The following is a 15,832-nucleotide window of genomic DNA, read 5'->3' on the forward strand; positions in this document are numbered from 1 at the left end:
GGAGAAACAAAAATTATTTCTGTTACTGGTAGCGTGGTAGAAATGAAACAAGTAGAGCGTACTTATCTACGTTTAGATAGTAATTCCCAAATAGTAGATGGATCAATCAACATAGAATATATCAAGTTAGAAGAAGCTTCAATAGCTACGCCATATCAGCCTAATTTATTTGAATCACCTTATTATCTAACAAAAGATGAGGGAGCTGGCTTAACGACAGAATATAAATATGTAGGGATAGGACTGGAAGACTTTCAAGATCCAAATAAATATATTTGGAACATGACTATTGAATATATAAATAAACAGCTCCAAGAACTAAATGAAAAAAGCTTAAACTTTACTTTTGAAAAAATAGGGGAGGTATAAACTAATGACAGATATTGTAAAAGTAAAACAGAATAATGTTCAGGTTTACCCTCAAACTCATTGGAATGCTGTAGAAGGCAAACCCACAACAATTAAAGGCGATAAAGGGGATCCCGGACAGTCCGCAACTATTGCTGTAGGTACAGTTACTAGTGGATCTACTGCTTCTGTTACAAATGTAGGAACCTCATCTGTGGCTAGATTCAATTTTGTATTACCAAAAGGAGATAAGGGAGATCCTGGAGTTAATGCAACAACGACATCTGTAGCTACGACGAACGCTAATGGGTTGATGTCCAAAGAAGATAAAGCAAAATTAGATGGAGTAGCAAAAATTACATTTGAGAAAGTAGGCGAAGTTTAATGTCTGATATTGTGCAATTAAAAGAAAATGGTGTTCCTAAATATTTAAAAACTCATTTTAGAGCAATTGATGGAGCTGAAGCATTAGTACAAACATCTGGTAATCAGTCAGTTGATGGTTTTAAAAACTTTTTACAAACACCAACAGTGAATGATACACCAGTAGCTTTAGATCGTTTTGTTTCAAAAACAGTAAAAACAACGAATACAACAGATTTTACCAATGAAAGTTCAGTCAGATTTGAACGATGTGGACGAAGTGTAGTGGCTAATTTTGCGATTACAAATAAATCAGCAAATTTTGCTGGATGGAAAAATTTAATGGCTTTTCCAAAAGGATATACTCCAACTTCGCTAAAGGATTGGGGTGGAACTTTGGCGAATAAAACCAATCGAAATCCTGCATTATCTGTTTATGCGAATGCTTCGGGAATTGCTGTGATGGTTTCTACTACAAATTTACCAGAAAATCAAGAGTGTTCTGGAACCGTCAGCTATTTTACAAATGATGCGTGGCCAAATTAATAGGGGGAATGAATGATGAAAACAATGTATGAACATATTTATCCGGTAGGTTGCAAGGTATGGGAAAACATGCCAGATGATTTTCCAGAAGGAGTGCCGTATACCTTGGTACCGCCATTACCAGATATTCCGTTAGATCGTCAGTTTTGGAATCCGAGTGAACGGAAATGGGAAGAAGTTGTCACACAAGATTTCTCTAAAAAACTAGAGTTGTTGGAAGAAATCCATCGCAAGACCGAACAACAGCTTGAACAAGTTCAAGAGGAAAATCAAGCGTTTAAAGAAAATAATCAATCATTAAATGAACAAGTTACGAATTTACAAGTGGCAATGATCGAAATTTATGAATCTTCATTAGGGAGTGAGTAACATGGAAAACATCTATGCAGACCTAATCAAAAAAGGAAAGAAAACGATTGATGACGTACCTAAAACATTAAAAAAGAAAGTTCAAGCAATTTTGGATAAAAAAGAAGATGAAAAAGTGAAAGAAATTCTCACTGAATAGGAAGAGGGTGAGAAAAAATGAAAGGTATCGATCAGATTTTTAACAAGCTAGTCGCAATCGACGGGCTTATTTTTTTACCATTAACAGTTATATTGATCGGGTTTATTATTTTCGCTTCTTGGCGAATCAATATTTACTATCGAAAAGAACTACATGATGAAAGAGAAAGCTCAAAACAGGACCGACGAGACTTTTTGGCTACGTTGAATGAGTTGAATAAAGGATTTGAATTTATACGTTCAGATGTGAAGCGAATCGATGACAAAGTTACTGAAATCGAGAAGGAAGTACGGAAATAATTCTGTGCTTCTTTTTTATGGTTGAAAGGTGGTGAGGTGTCGTGGAATCACTCTCAACTGAAATGATACTCGCTATGTGTGGGTTATATGTGGCAGGAAAAGTGTTAAAGGAAATTCCTAAGTTCCCCGACTGGAGAATTCCTTTAGCACTTACGATAATTAGTTGTATTTGTACACCACTATTATTTGGTGGGTATAACGTGTTTAACTTTTTTGTAGCTATTGTGGCTGTAGGAATTACAGTGTATGGCGATCAATTATGGAAACAAACGACTTATGGAATCAAAAAATTAGATAAAGGAGACGATGAAAATGAGTTACACAATTAACAAAGAATTTATGTTAGCAGCAAACGAAGGCGATTCAAGAAAAGCTCAAAATTGGTACATTATTGCACATGAAACAGCTAATCCAAGAGCAACTGGACGTAATGAAGCAAATTATATGAAACGAAATTGGCGTAACGCTTATACGACTCATATTGTAGGCGATGGTATCGTTTATTTGATTGGAGAACCAGGCTATGTTTCTTGGGGCGCATTAGATGCCAATTGTTATGCACCAGCGCAAATCGAATTACAACATACGACAGATAAAGCTTTATTTGAAAAAAATTACCGTGTGTATGTGGAATTGATTCGCGACTTATGTAATCAATTCGGTATTCCTAAAACACTTGATGCAAGCGGAAAAGGCACAAAAGGAGTGAAAAGCCATCAATGGGTAACACAAAATTATGGTGGTGACCACACGGATCCATACGGCTATTTAGCAAGTATGGGAATCAGCAAAGAGCAATTTGCACGAGATATAGCGAATGGTTTTGGTTCTAGTTCCAAACCATTAGTAACGCAAGTGAAACCAGTCACAAAACCACAAACACCATCCGAACATGACAAAGCAGTAGCAGCAAGTAAAGCTGTTCATCAAGGGAACGCATGGGCGAAATTGGATAAGTTCAATGAAGTAGGTAAAGGGAAAGTTCGAGTTGCTGGTTGGCTAGTGCCAGATAAACCAGATGGTCCAATTGGAAAATGTGCTTATATTCTTATTATGAAGCATGGCACAAATGAAGAAATTACTCGTGTGGCTTCACAAGGGATCAAACGCCCTGATGTGAAGAAAACCTATGGATACAAAGGTGGCGATGCTTTAGGAATGGACGTTACTGTGGATCTAAGTTGGGTGAAAAAAGGAATGAAAATCAATATCATTTTCCGTCGTTGTAATCAGGCAAATGGTGAAGGTGCAGTCAACGATGTTCGAATTAAGGACATCTATTTAACCTTGTAAACTAAAAGCCCCTCGATGAGGGGAAATACATAAAATTATATATAACATTTTTGTTACAAATTTAATGTTATGAATATCACAAAATGTTGTTTTAATATCATAAACGTTTAACTTGAACTTATGTTCCCCGTGTGTTAAAGTGATTTTATAATCCTCAAAGATTATATCTGCTAAGAAGCCCAGAGGCTATTGTCTTTAGGGCTTTCTTTTGGTTTAATTAATTTAGCAGATATGAAATGAGGTATATACATATGGAAACTTTTTTTACTACAATGCATCATATTGATTTAATAAGCGCTAGTGTAACTTTCAAGAAAATTCAGGCTGAAGATGCACAAAAATATATATCCGATTTAACTGATGAAGTATTACTTAATCCTAATAAGAAGCATTTTTCTATCAGAAGAGATGGAACAGAAGTGGTTAGAGTTGTTCGGTCATCTTTCATAAAAAAAATACTTCCTGATGAAGAAAGAGATACAGTAGCCAAAAGATTGTTAGATATAGAAACCAAAACTCAAGAAAAAATTAGTAAATTAGGTAAAAAAATAAAAAAGGGTAGTCTAATTCAATCCTTATTTTGTGACAGTGAATTTACGTATTTTGTTATTGCTAAAATTGATTCAAATCGTTTCTTAGATGAGGATGATTTAGTTTCAAGAGAAGGACTGATTTTTGAAAATAAATCATTGAAAACTTGTGTGTTTAAATTTAATGAACAAAATGAAATTGAGGAAGTCATAGTTTCTGACAATAATAAGAAAATATCAGATTATTGGTACAATCTATTCCTTGAACTGGAACCAATGACTACAGACGAGGAAAATACGAAAGCATCATTTACTGTATTATCTAATAGTTTAAAATCGTCTTTAGAAAAAAAATATCCAGCTGATTATATCCTATGTAGAAACAATCTTTTATCTTTTTATAAAACTCAACCAACTTTTAGATTACAAGATGTAGTTGAGAGCTTATTTAATGATTATACTCCAGAATCCGAAGAATTAGATATTGATAAGGTGAAGGGGAATTTCGCTCGTAGCTATTATCGTCACTTTAAAGATACTGAGTTTAGTATTAAATCCAAAGCAATAAATAAAAAAAAATGGCAAGAAACAAAAGCTGTTAATCAATTTGTAGACATCACATTGAATGGCTCTTCAGATCAAATAAAAAACAACATCTCTGCAGAAGAAGTTGATGGTGAAAAATTCATCAAAATAAAATCGACCGAAGAGAAGACCTTTGAAAGTTTTCGTTGGTAAATAGGTGATAAAATGATAGGAGGGTTGCTTCGTATGGAAAAATTTAAGGAAGAGTTATCTGTCAAAAAAGAAAATCTAAATGAAGTGATGTTTGAACCTCTTCTTGTTGACAACAAAAACTTTGAAGAAATAATATATACTTTAGAAAATTTATATCAATCGATTAATCAAGCCAGGGATACTATTACTATTACTTTTTCAGATAAATCCGGCGAAGAAAAAGAATATATAGAATTTGAAAATGAATTTTCTGAAATTCGTAAAAATTTAGAGGGCAATATTAAGGAGTTTTTGGATAGAGCAGAACTAATTGAAGAAGATTTCTTTTTATGTGAGATTTATATTTCTAAAAAGGAAAAAAAATCTCAAGGATTTATAACTATATCTATATATGATTTAAACATTTTTTTACTTTTTCTAACTTATAATGATGACCGTTCCCGAAAACTTAATGTAAATGAGATTCTTGGAAAATTAAAAAGATATTTTTATGATACTGAAGCTATATACCTGTTTGATCTTTTTAATGATGATGTACAACTCAGAACTGATCATTTTATTTTTAGTTCTAAGTTAGGACAATTAAAAAAAGAAAACTTAACAATTGAGAAAAAAAATATTGCCAATTTGACAGAGTATACCAATATTTCTCCGTTACCCTTTTTTTCCCCTAGTGACTTTTTTGTTAAGGAGTCCCAAGAAAATATAGGTTTAACTGAGGTTTTTGACAGATTATGCCTGCTATTATCTTTAAGTTCATTGGCAAATATTTCTGTCTTAGAAGATGACACTCTAAATATTAAATTTTATGGTCAAAAAACAGTTGTTGAAGAGATTAACTTTTCTACTCTAGTAACTGATAAAGATATTGTAAATAGTTTTTATGAAATATATTGCTGGGTTTTTTATAACAAAGATTCACATGAAAAAATCAGCCTTACTAGAAATATTATAACGCTTTTTTATGATGGAAATTCTGTTTTTAATAACATTCAAAATATCTTACCATCAATTAAATCTAATTATGAAATATATCTAAAAGAAAATGTAGATAGATATGTCCAAATATTGAATAATGTAGTTTTACTAATTCAAAATTTAGATACAGAAATTCAAGATAAAGCAACAGCTTTTTCTGATGATTTCAAAAAAAACTTCACCAGTTTTTTTACATTTATAATATCCACTATATTATTTAATACGTTATCTACTGGGAAAATAGAAAATATATTTACTCCTGAGATAACGATTATAACAGTTGCTATGCTAATAATATCTATTATTTACTTAATAATAAGCAATTTTGAAATAAACAATCAAATAGATCAATTAAACGAACAATACGAAAAAAATAAAAAATATTATAGTTCTATATTAAATGAAAAAGACATTGAGCGCATTTTTGCCAATGACATGGAGTTAAGCAAAGCAATCATGGTAAAAAAACGAAAAAATATACTCTTTCTTTGGATTTCTTCTATAATAATAATATTTATCACGTTAATGATCATTGGAGATTTTTCTTTATTGATAGATGCTTATAATAATCTTTTAAGTAGCTTAGCAAAAATTAAATTAATATAATGCGACATATCTACATGATATTTTTGGATTTAACAAATTTAAACTAACTTTTAAATTGGAAACGGTGGATTTGAGGACTACAGGGTATATAAAAGACTCCAGCCAATTAAATTTGGTTGAGGTCTTTTTTTCGTTCTCCTATTAATTTTTCTAACTCCCATTTCAATATACATATAAAAAAGTAAAAATAATAGAAAAACTAGTGATAGTTTTGGTGATAGTGATATTAAAAATCAGAAAAGATAGAAAAAGCAGGAGATAGATAAAATGCTGATATTTCAGCATTTTTTAACTTTGCAAAAGAGAAAAAAGTAATAAATGTATGTATGATATAAGAAAAACATGTTCGCACTTCTAGGCAAACCAGGCTTTGAAGACCTTGCCAAAGAATTGAACGAACGTCTTTAAGATAAGGAGTTATAGGTAATTATTAAAAAATAATTATCCAAAACAATTTGCCTTTAAAATGAAAAATGATACTCATTGAGGTATTTATAAAAAAGGATGGCTAATTATAGCCATCCTTTTTTGGTTTGTTGGCAGAGAAATATTTTGTCCAGAAAATTTTCGTTGTTGATTATTGATATAGTCATTGGACTTATCGAAGTTCGTTCAATACTTTCATATGACACTTGATCATATAGTTGAATAATAGAGATATCTTTATGACTTATATCTTCATGCTTCATGCCAACTTTTCGGTTAGGCACTGCTTACACATATCTACCATTATGGACAGTTAGGGGAGAGATGGGCACATTTGTCAATTCTGTGGGCAATAGTATTCACAGTTTTAATTTTTTAAATCAATCAAGCTTACTTTGCTCGGTTGGTCAGAGATTGTGAGCATACATCAAATGTGATTTTTATGTCGTCTGTAATGATTAAATCTTTGTTCAGATCTTTTCAATAGCTTTTATCCGTGCACGAATACTATCATTGACAAATATATCATTATTTTGATAAAATAATAATTGTTATTTAATAGCCATTTGTTTTGATTTGTAATTAGCTGAAACATAGGTAAATCCAATTATAATAGTTTTATGACCAAATTTTAATAAAGTGAATGGAGAAATGATATGGATCAAAAAGCGTTTATTGAATCGATTGATTCTACAATTAATAAATTAAAAAAAGATATTCAATCGTATAATAGAATCATTGGCATAGGGAATATTATAAAAATCGTATTATCTGCTGCTATCCCTATTTTAATTCACGAGGCATCTGATCATAAGTCTTTGTTATTAGTCGTTTCGATTGCTTCCGCAATCATAACGATTATTCAAAGTGGAATGTCTGCGTTTAATTATCAAAACAAAGTACAAACCGCAACACAGGTTCTAATGAAAATAGAAAACGAGAAGCTACTTTATGTAACAAAAACATCCCCATATGATAAAACGGATGAAGAAAATTTTCATTTGATTGTTTCGACACTTCAAACGGAGTTGAATGATATCATTTCTGACTTTAATCAAGTAAGCAATTAACCATATCATCCGTTTAAAGATAGAAAGGTACCAAAGAGACAGGAACAATAAGTAATCCTAGAACAGCATTTATATATAAATAAAAAATGAACCTAATTTTGCTGATTTAAAAAGGTATCCAAACCTACTCGCTGAGACAGATGGATACCTTTTTTCTTTTACAAAAAAGTTCTGATTTTTTTAGACGGGAGTTATATACTTCAAAACTAATTTTTATTTTTTACCAATAAATTCTTTCTTGATTTTTTTAAAATCAATCAGTATTTTCGTGGGACCGAGCACATGATATTCTTTGACGACCAATTGGTTTCTTTGATTATAATAGCCACTGATTACTAATTTCATTCCTTCATCTACTTCAGCAAGAAAGTTTAAACCATGACCAGCGATTAAACAGTTCGTATCATTCAAGCTAAATCTTATCAAGGGACGAGCCCCAATTTGTAGTATTTTTATTTTTGTTACTGTGCCATATTTCTTAATCATTGTGGACTCTCCCTTATGAGCGATTTCGAGGATGACAATCCGTAAATATTCTTTAATAGCATTAAACGAACAAACGTTCTTTTTGTAAAGGAGAAACGCAAAAAAATTTATGGTATTTAAGCTAATATCCGACTATTAATATCAGGGGAATGGCTGTAAAAATTTTCTTTTTTTTGTATGACCATGCTTAAGTAAAGTTAGGAGAGACCGGACACCGGAAATGTTCACAATAAAAAATAAATTAGGGAGACAAATCTTACATTGTGCTTTGAAAATGGATAAACGGTGTTCAAGCATCAACTCCTTGAAATAAGCCTAAATTTTTCAAAATATGAGAAACTATTTCAAAAAATTTTTTCTTATTGTCATCGGAGCTCCCCAATGCTTTCACAACCTCTGATTGATGGGGGTAAAGCGCCATCCACTTGAAATAAGCCGGAGAGTCCAAAATAGTAGAGACTATTTTCGGATTCTCCGGCTTAGTTATCAGAGCTAGACACTGCTGTCACAGTTCATTTTATTATTTTAGATTAACCTCGCTTACACAACGTATATCCACGTGCTTGGGCCTCTTGCAGCGAGATAGCTACGACAGAATTTGCGTTGTTAAGTCCCGAACAGTTCGGATTTAAATGATATTTTGTACCATGATCTGGAGCAATATAAACCGTTTGTTCGTTGTTTTGTTGCGGTGTTTGTGCTGCTGCAACTTGATTGGCTTGTTCTTGTGCGGCCGCAGCTTGCCGTTGTCGTTCTGCTTCAGCTGCCTCATTTGCTTTGATCGTTGCATCTACTGTAGCTAGTCGAGCAGACAAGTGTTGATTGCCGTTTGGAATAGCCTGGATTAAAGTAGCTGCTGAGTTATAGTTTTCTCTAGTTGGATGAGCTTCAGCTTGTGATAGTGCTGTTGTTGCTTCATTTTCAGCTTGTTTTTGACGTTCTTCTTGTGCTTTACGCTCAGCTTCAATTTTCTGTTTTTCTTCTTCTTGTTTTTTGCGCTCAGCCTCAAGTTTCTGTCTTTCTTCTTCTTGTTTTTTGCGCTCAGCCTCAAGTTTTTGTTTTTCTTCTTCTTGTTTCTTACGCTCAGCTTCAAGCTTCCGTTTTTCTTTTTCTTTATGTTCAGCTTTTTGTTTCAGCTGTTCTTCACTAGAAGTACTTGATGTTCTTTTTGTTTCGATCTTTTTTTCAGATTGTGTACTTGCTTTTGAACTATCGGAATGACTGGTAGGAGAGATAGACGCTCCGAAAATCATAAGAATAAATGCTGTTCCTATAATAATAAAGTTTCGTTTTTTATTCCCTTTTTTGAAAAATGATCGAATCAGTCCTACTAACCCCCAACAAATACCAATTAAACCTACTAACACTAAAAAAGTTCCCATTTTTTTCCTCCAAAAATAAAAATATTTTCCTTCCATGTAGGAATGAAAGAAATAAACCTCCTAATAAAAAAATATATCATTCTGTAATACTTGTCTAAAGATATACAAAGTTGTTTTTTATCTAAAAATTAAATTACAAAATAAAAAATGTGAATTTTTGATCACCTATTGATAAAAATAGATATATAAAGGAAATGATTTGCACAACAGCAGATTACGATAGTTACAAAGTGGAAAAGATCAGTCATTAAGTTAGTACAGTATAATTCTTGTTTTTAACGCTTAGAACCTGCTAAAAAAGCAATCAAACAAGTTAATAAGAATCTTTTAAGGTTAATATCAATGAAATGAATTTTTGCTATACTTATTAGAGGCTTATTGAATAAGGAGTTGAGTGAATTGGTTAAAAATAAATTATCAAATATGATTAGTATCAAGAAGAAAGGCGGAGGAAAGGTTAGGGTACATGGATAGAGTAAAGGAAATGCTTCAGTATGTTAGGCAAAAACAACTTTATTTTATTTGTGGTATCGCTCTAATTCTTACACTAATACGTCTTTATCTCTATTACAAAGCGACTTACAGCATCGATATGACAGCTAGCTATGATGACCAGCTTTTTATTCATTATGCCCGTAATTTAGTGGACGGGCAGTGGTTAGGAGAGTACAATGCTAAAACTTTATCAAAAGGTATTTCTTATAGCTTATTTTTAGCTTTTGCCAATAAAATTCAGCTACCATACTCGCTATTATTAGGTGGGTTTAATATTTTAGCTAGCGTGCTGATTACACTGAGTGTAAAGCCGATCGTTAAAAAGAATAGTATCTTGTTTTTTATCTATGTCTTTTTTTTATTTTCACCAATCGGTTTTACCCATGAATATTCGACACGTATTTATCGAAACGCCATTGTAATTCCATCTGTCGTAATTATCGTTGCTTGTTTATTAGCTATTTATTATCGTAAATATCGTGCAACAAAAACTATTTTACCTTGGTTTTTCTTGTTGTCTCTAATCTTTCCATTTTACTGGTATATTCGCGAAGATTCACTCTGGTTGTTGCCTTTTGTTCTGGCAGCCTTAATCATTAGTTTTGTTCAGATTTTATTAGGAGTGGATTTTAGACCAACGAAAACTGTTGAAAAGTTTTTTTCACAAATTACCCTTGATCGAAGAAAACTGATCAAGCTCAGTTTGTTTTTTCTTCCTATGATCAGCTTTATCGTGACAAATCAAATGATTAAGCATAAAAATGAAGAAGTCTATCATCTTGCAGTAGTCAATGATCGTACGAGCGGAGAGTTTGCTCAATTGATGAAGAACTTGATTCGAATAGATGATGGAACGAACATAAACAAAGAGAACAGTAGGATTTGGGTTTCTCATGAAGCGTTAAATAAAGCATTAGCTGTGTCACCTGCTTTTGCTAAAGAAGCTGCTAGAATCAAAGAATTATATACGACACATGCTTGGACTCAGGCAGGAAAAGTAAAGGAATTAAAGGGAGACATTATTTTTTGGGCACTGCGAGATGTGTTGAATGAGTCTGGCTACTATCAAAATAACGCAAAAGAAACCAATGAATTTTGGAAACAAGTCAATCAAGAGTTAAGGGCTGCTTATCGTAAGGGAGATTTGAAGAAGAAACGTGAAGTCTACTTAATGAGTACAGGAGATGGGAAGATTGCCGAGGATATTCCAGTACTCTTAGATTTTTTTAGGACAGCTTATAGTGACAATTTATTTTACAAAGATTTTCATCAAGGAGGGAATTACAGTTTTGGAACCCATGCGGATGTAGAAGCAGCGCAAAACTTTTTGCGGGTTCCTTTATTGAATAATTGGATTAATAGTGAAGATCCACAACCGCCGATTTTAGTTTTATCAAAAACAGCGAAAATCTCTAATATTATGATTGCGATTTATCAAAAGACAAGTGGTGTTGTTCTATGTTTAGCGATTTTAGGATTTTTATTTTTGATCTTAGGTTCAATCTATGCTAAAAAAGATCGTGGTTTTTATTGTTCTGCACTAGTCATTACTAGTGGTTTGATATTGACCCAGTTTTTATTTTTATTTGGGGTTTCATGGTTTTGTTCCTACTCGCCAGAGCAAAAAGATTATTTTCTAAGTGTGTATACGGGGGCAGGAGTACCAATCATGCAAATTGCGATGGTTCTAATCTTTCTGGGAATCAGCAAAATTTCATGGGGGAAAATAAAGCACAAACTCAAATTGAATAAATAATAAAAGACGTTTGCTAACTGTATTAGTTGCAAACGTCTTTATTCTTTTTTCGATCCCGAGTTGTTTTCGGTCATTAGAAATGATTCACTCCTTATTTGGATTCATTTAATGCACGGACAGCTTGTTCAATCGTGATACCAAATGCCACGTTGTTTTCATTTGTAGCATCAATTGCCATAAATTGATTGGATACAGTATCAAATGCAACTCGGTATTCAATATTTGTTTTAGTAAATGTCATGTAAGTCACCTCTTTTTTTATTAATGTAAATTGTGGTTGGAATTTTCTGTTAAATTTTCCTTCCTGTAATCAGTGTAGCACCCTTATTTTTTTTTCGCAATTAATTGCTATGTCAACAAGGGATTCTTAATTTTCTGTGAGTCCAATAAGCAATCCAATCAATAACAGGATAAATACAGTAGCTTGAATAACAATCATGAAATTCCCTCCTCACAGAATAGTTTAGATGCTTTTTCGGAGGTTTACACGAACAAAAGGCTAACAGTTTCAAACAAATCTGTCACTTATAAATTACAATTATATCTTGGTATTAGTTATGTGAGAAAAAGGGGGAACTAGATTGAAATCGTGTAATTCTAAGAAAAAATATAAAAAAATTCAATAAATCGTTTTCAAATCATCTTTTTTTTGTTATTATAAATTAAAGATTAACAAAATAAAGGAGGGAATTGAGAGATGTTAAAATTAGAAATAGGCAAGTCATACATATGCAAACCGATTGGAGTGAACTATGAAGTGATTGGTTGCGTGGAACGTACATATACTAATACGGCTGTTATTTTTGTAGAAAGCTATGATCAGAGAGATCGGTTAGCTGTTTACGATAGTAAGTTTCGTCTACTAGTTAAACTGGACGAAATTTATACAGTAGCAGAATCTGCTTTGGTTTCATAAACACTTTTTTTGAGAAATATCGTAAACTTCTCTATAATTAGAGGAGAGAGAAGGGAGCGAAAAAACATGCAAAAAAGAAAGAGTTCAGGTAAAATGGGCATTATCTTAGCAGTTATTTCTGCTATTCCGGCAATCTTAGCAGTGGTTCGTGCGGTGAAAAGCGCGAGAGAAAGATAAAGTAATTGAAAAAGAACCCCATGGATTCAATCCATGGGGCTCTTTTTTAACCAACACCTAAAACGAAATTCAATAATTTATCTGAATAGGTGATCTCTTCATCCATTGCTTTGATATTTTCATTTAAGATAGTCATTTGATCAGTAATGATCCCATCAACACCATAAAACATCATACGACTGATTCCATCTGAGTCGTTAACCGTCCAGACATACACTTTTTTACCATCTTGATGAGCTGAATCAATAAAATTCCGATTGATCGTACTATACTCCATCGTCAAAAAGTCGGCCGGAGTAACTGGTGGTCCAACAATATTGAATGGTAGGATGTAGCCTACATAAAAATTAGGATTGGCATTTTTCAGATCAGATACCGTCTGATACGTAAGACTTTGTAAAATATGCTGATGAGTTAAAATGTTTTCCTCATATTTTTTGACAAAGCGATCAATGATATCTTTAGAATCATTTTTTGAATTTTTGATTTCGATTAAAAGTTTTTGATTTAATTCATTGGCTCTCTTTAAATAAGTATCAAAGGAAACGACAGGTTCTTTCGCACCGTTTTCAGTTACTTTTAACTTTTCTAATTCTTTCAAGGTTAGATCTTGCGGTGCTTTATTTATCCCTGTTAATTTTTTTAAGTTAAAATCATGCATGACAACGAATTGACCATCTTTGGTTTCTTGTACATCCATCTCCACATAATCAGGATGGTAGGTACGACTTGTTTTTTCTAAAGCAGCTAAAGTATTTTGGGCACTGTTACCTCCACTGACACCACGATGAGAAATCGTTACAGGTTTCGTTTGAGAAGCAGAAGTCAAATAATCCATATTGTAGAGACAAACACCTACACCAAAAAATACAGCAAATAAAACTAAGCTTGAATTTTTAAGAACAGAAAAACGTTTGTTAGGAGATTCTAAACGAAACCAGTTAGGAGTCTCAGGAAGAAAACCTTCATCATCCATGAAATCAATAATAATGTAAAAAATTCCGACTGTTGACATAACGATGTTGAATAAAAGGATAGCTTGAAGAATCGTCATTGCAAAAACAGCGCTAATCAATGAATAATTAGGGAAAAATTGTTCTACAATTATTTGTGCGAGGAGCACAATTAAATAGCCGGCAAATGAAATGAGTAAAATACTACCACCAATAATGATGAACTGTCCAAGGATTGCAAAAAAACGTGATTTGGTTAAATACCAACTTTCTTTAACCGCTTGTTTAAATGGTCGATCACGTAGAATCATTTCTGGTAAGGCAAAAATGAGACGGATACCAATGTAAGCTAAAAAGATATAAAACAGAATGAAGCTGCTAACCACGATCCAACGATTAGTAAAAATAAAATCCATGATAAAAGCTGGGATTTTAACTTTAGATAGTAAATCAGAATTAAAACTTAACCCACTAATCGGTAAAATAAGTACGAAATAAGCTAAGAAAAAAAGAAAAGTCAATGGGCGTATTTTTTTTAATTGACGAAACGTTGCTTGAAGTAACTGTTTCAACGAGATAGGTGTTTGTTTCTTAATAAAGTAAACACTCATCAATAAAAAAGTAAACTCAAAATAAACTAGGAGTAAGATAGTTAATAAGACAGCAGTCAAAGACAATAAGACGCCTGGGTGCTGTGAAAGGATCGTAGAGATATTATCACTAGATATATAATCAATGGCTCCTCGATTCAAGATGAATCTGGTCGTACTATTCAATAAGGGTAAACAAATAAATAAAATAAATAAATGCATAATCAAAACATCACGAAAATATGCTTGAGTTCCTTTAAGAAAGTCCCAAGCATTTCCTAAACTTCTTTTTAAATAAATTAACATTCAATCACCTACCATAAATATTATAACGTAAAAATAAAAATAAGTGGACAGATTGCGCAAATACTTAACGCAGTACGCCCACTTATAATAAACTATCCTAGTAATCCACTTAAGAAATGTCCACCATAAATCAAAGCCATGCTGTATAAGAAAATCGAGAGGGGTTTCGCCAATAAAATGATCCAAGTATATTTTTTTACAGAAATATTTGTTAGACCAGCCATTAAACAAAGCGCATCATCAGGGGCCACTGGTAGAAAAATTGCTAAAGCAAATAACTTTTCAAAGCGATTCTGGTTATCGAGCCAACCAACATACTTGTTATACGTCTTGTCACTGACCATAGATAAAATAAATGGTTTACCATACCGCCGACCAAGTAAAAAGATGATGATCGAACCGATACAAATTCCTACATAATTATAAATAAAACCAGCATAAGGTCCAAAAATTAATACACCGGCTGCTGTACTTATCCCTCCAGGAATGATTGGAATAACAACTTGCAGGATTTGGATTAAGATGAAAATGATAGGACCTAAGATAATTGAATCTCCAACTAATCCTCTTAAAGAATTTAAATCTTTAAATACACCCAAATTGATAAAATAAATCGTTAAGCCTATCGAAATTACTAATCCAATGATAGATATAAAATTGATCAATTTTCGTGATGCCGCAATGTTCAACGTCTATCAACTCCTTTGATACGTTTTCTTATATTACTAATGTACTTTATTAGTGACTCTTTGTGCCACTATTTTAAATGACAGTTATCAAACAATTTTGTAAGTTGTAATAAGTATAATTTAAAAACGATTCAAAAACATCCAACTAAAGATGTATTTGAAGTATTATTTTTGTGCCTGTAGTTTTAGGAAAAATATCCTCTATTAAATGAAAAATCGGCGTTCAAGTATTAAATCTTTAAAATAAGCTGAGGAAACTAAAAGAAGAAGTTTTTGCTTTACCTCTTATGCGTTTCTAGCTTACTTACGTGGATAGAATACTCTGAACGCCATAACTATATGAAAGCTAAAGGGAATATCTCAGGGGAGTGAAAATC

General features: G+C 32.4%; 17 protein-coding genes. 12 read left to right on the top strand and 5 right to left on the bottom strand.

Annotation, left to right across the window (positions count from 1 at the left end):
- The first annotated feature begins 373 nt into the window (after positions 1 to 373).
- The 10 genes from AB3I12_RS10885 to AB3I12_RS10930 all read left to right on the top strand — a co-directional run bounded on the left by AB3I12_RS10885 (position 374) and on the right by AB3I12_RS10930 (position 7,705).
- Entirely contained in the window at positions 374 to 733 is a 360-nt protein-coding gene (locus AB3I12_RS10885; protein WP_063627278.1) for a hypothetical protein, read from the top strand.
- Positions 733 to 1,257, top strand: a complete 525-nt coding sequence (locus tag AB3I12_RS10890) for a hypothetical protein (RefSeq protein ID WP_010718824.1) — start codon at positions 733 to 735, stop codon at positions 1,255 to 1,257. Before AB3I12_RS10885 ends, AB3I12_RS10890 begins: the two co-directional genes overlap by 1 nt.
- A gap of 15 nt (positions 1,258 to 1,272) precedes the next feature.
- Entirely contained in the window at positions 1,273 to 1,626 is a 354-nt protein-coding gene (locus AB3I12_RS10895) for a hypothetical protein (protein ID WP_063627277.1), read from the top strand.
- A 1-nt stretch (position 1,627) separates the two neighbouring features.
- Positions 1,628 to 1,765, top strand: coding sequence for a CD1375 family protein (locus tag AB3I12_RS10900; protein WP_010719481.1), 138 nt, complete (start codon positions 1,628 to 1,630; stop codon positions 1,763 to 1,765).
- A 17-nt stretch (positions 1,766 to 1,782) separates the two neighbouring features.
- Complete coding sequence (locus AB3I12_RS10905) at positions 1,783 to 2,064, top strand: hypothetical protein (protein WP_010719480.1); 282 nt, start codon at positions 1,783 to 1,785, stop codon at positions 2,062 to 2,064.
- A 41-nt stretch (positions 2,065 to 2,105) separates the two neighbouring features.
- Entirely contained in the window at positions 2,106 to 2,393 is a 288-nt protein-coding gene (locus AB3I12_RS10910; RefSeq protein ID WP_063627276.1) for a phage holin family protein, read from the top strand.
- Positions 2,377 to 3,357 (top strand): N-acetylmuramoyl-L-alanine amidase, encoded by a 981-nt coding sequence (locus AB3I12_RS10915; protein ID WP_063627275.1) that lies wholly within the window; start codon positions 2,377 to 2,379, stop codon positions 3,355 to 3,357. Before AB3I12_RS10910 ends, AB3I12_RS10915 begins: the two co-directional genes overlap by 17 nt.
- A 251-nt stretch (positions 3,358 to 3,608) precedes the next feature.
- Positions 3,609 to 4,625, top strand: coding sequence for a hypothetical protein (locus AB3I12_RS10920; RefSeq protein ID WP_063627274.1), 1,017 nt, complete (start codon positions 3,609 to 3,611; stop codon positions 4,623 to 4,625).
- A 33-nt stretch (positions 4,626 to 4,658) separates the two neighbouring features.
- Positions 4,659 to 6,209: a hypothetical protein gene (locus tag AB3I12_RS10925; RefSeq protein ID WP_063627273.1), complete on the top strand. Its 1,551-nt coding sequence runs from the start codon at positions 4,659 to 4,661 to the stop codon at positions 6,207 to 6,209.
- Between the two features lie 1,082 nt (positions 6,210 to 7,291).
- The gene (locus AB3I12_RS10930; RefSeq protein WP_010718761.1) at positions 7,292 to 7,705 is read left to right on the top strand and encodes a DUF4231 domain-containing protein; all 414 of its coding nucleotides are present in this window, start codon (positions 7,292 to 7,294) and stop codon (positions 7,703 to 7,705) included.
- Between the two features lie 213 nt (positions 7,706 to 7,918).
- On the opposite strand, the gene AB3I12_RS10935 is transcribed toward AB3I12_RS10930, so the two are convergent.
- Both AB3I12_RS10935 and AB3I12_RS10940 read right to left on the bottom strand, forming a co-directional pair.
- Complete coding sequence (locus AB3I12_RS10935; protein WP_010737819.1) at positions 7,919 to 8,191, bottom strand: hypothetical protein; 273 nt, start codon at positions 8,189 to 8,191, stop codon at positions 7,919 to 7,921.
- A gap of 530 nt (positions 8,192 to 8,721) precedes the next feature.
- Positions 8,722 to 9,573 carry a hypothetical protein gene (locus AB3I12_RS10940; RefSeq protein ID WP_063627713.1) on the bottom strand — a complete coding sequence of 284 codons (852 nt, stop codon included), beginning with the start codon at positions 9,571 to 9,573 and terminating at the stop codon, positions 8,722 to 8,724.
- A 466-nt stretch (positions 9,574 to 10,039) separates the two neighbouring features.
- On the opposite strand from AB3I12_RS10940, the gene AB3I12_RS10945 reads away from it, so the two are divergent.
- Positions 10,040 to 11,824, top strand: coding sequence for a hypothetical protein (locus tag AB3I12_RS10945; RefSeq protein WP_063627272.1), 1,785 nt, complete (start codon positions 10,040 to 10,042; stop codon positions 11,822 to 11,824).
- A 91-nt stretch (positions 11,825 to 11,915) separates the two neighbouring features.
- Here the strand turns inward: AB3I12_RS10945 and AB3I12_RS10950 are convergent, their stop codons facing one another.
- On the bottom strand, positions 11,916 to 12,065 hold the full coding sequence (locus tag AB3I12_RS10950) for a hypothetical protein (protein WP_010718765.1): 150 nt from the start codon (positions 12,063 to 12,065) through the stop codon (positions 11,916 to 11,918).
- A gap of 456 nt (positions 12,066 to 12,521) precedes the next feature.
- Here AB3I12_RS10950 and AB3I12_RS10955 point away from each other — a divergent pair, with 456 nt between their 5' ends.
- The gene (locus tag AB3I12_RS10955; RefSeq protein WP_010737815.1) at positions 12,522 to 12,740 is read left to right on the top strand and encodes a hypothetical protein; all 219 of its coding nucleotides are present in this window, start codon (positions 12,522 to 12,524) and stop codon (positions 12,738 to 12,740) included.
- Positions 12,741 to 12,963: 223 nt separating this feature from the next.
- Here the strand turns inward: AB3I12_RS10955 and AB3I12_RS10960 are convergent, their stop codons facing one another.
- The gene (locus tag AB3I12_RS10960; RefSeq protein ID WP_063627271.1) at positions 12,964 to 14,766 is read right to left on the bottom strand and encodes a glycerophosphoryl diester phosphodiesterase membrane domain-containing protein; all 1,803 of its coding nucleotides are present in this window, start codon (positions 14,764 to 14,766) and stop codon (positions 12,964 to 12,966) included.
- Positions 14,767 to 14,858: 92 nt separating this feature from the next.
- Entirely contained in the window at positions 14,859 to 15,455 is a 597-nt protein-coding gene (locus AB3I12_RS10965; protein WP_010737813.1) for a TVP38/TMEM64 family protein, read from the bottom strand.
- Between the last annotated feature and the right edge of the window lie 377 nt (positions 15,456 to 15,832).

Origin of the sequence: Enterococcus sp. C65, from assembly GCF_040887165.1 — a bacterium.
GTDB lineage: Bacteria > Bacillota > Bacilli > Lactobacillales > Enterococcaceae > Enterococcus_B > Enterococcus_B hirae.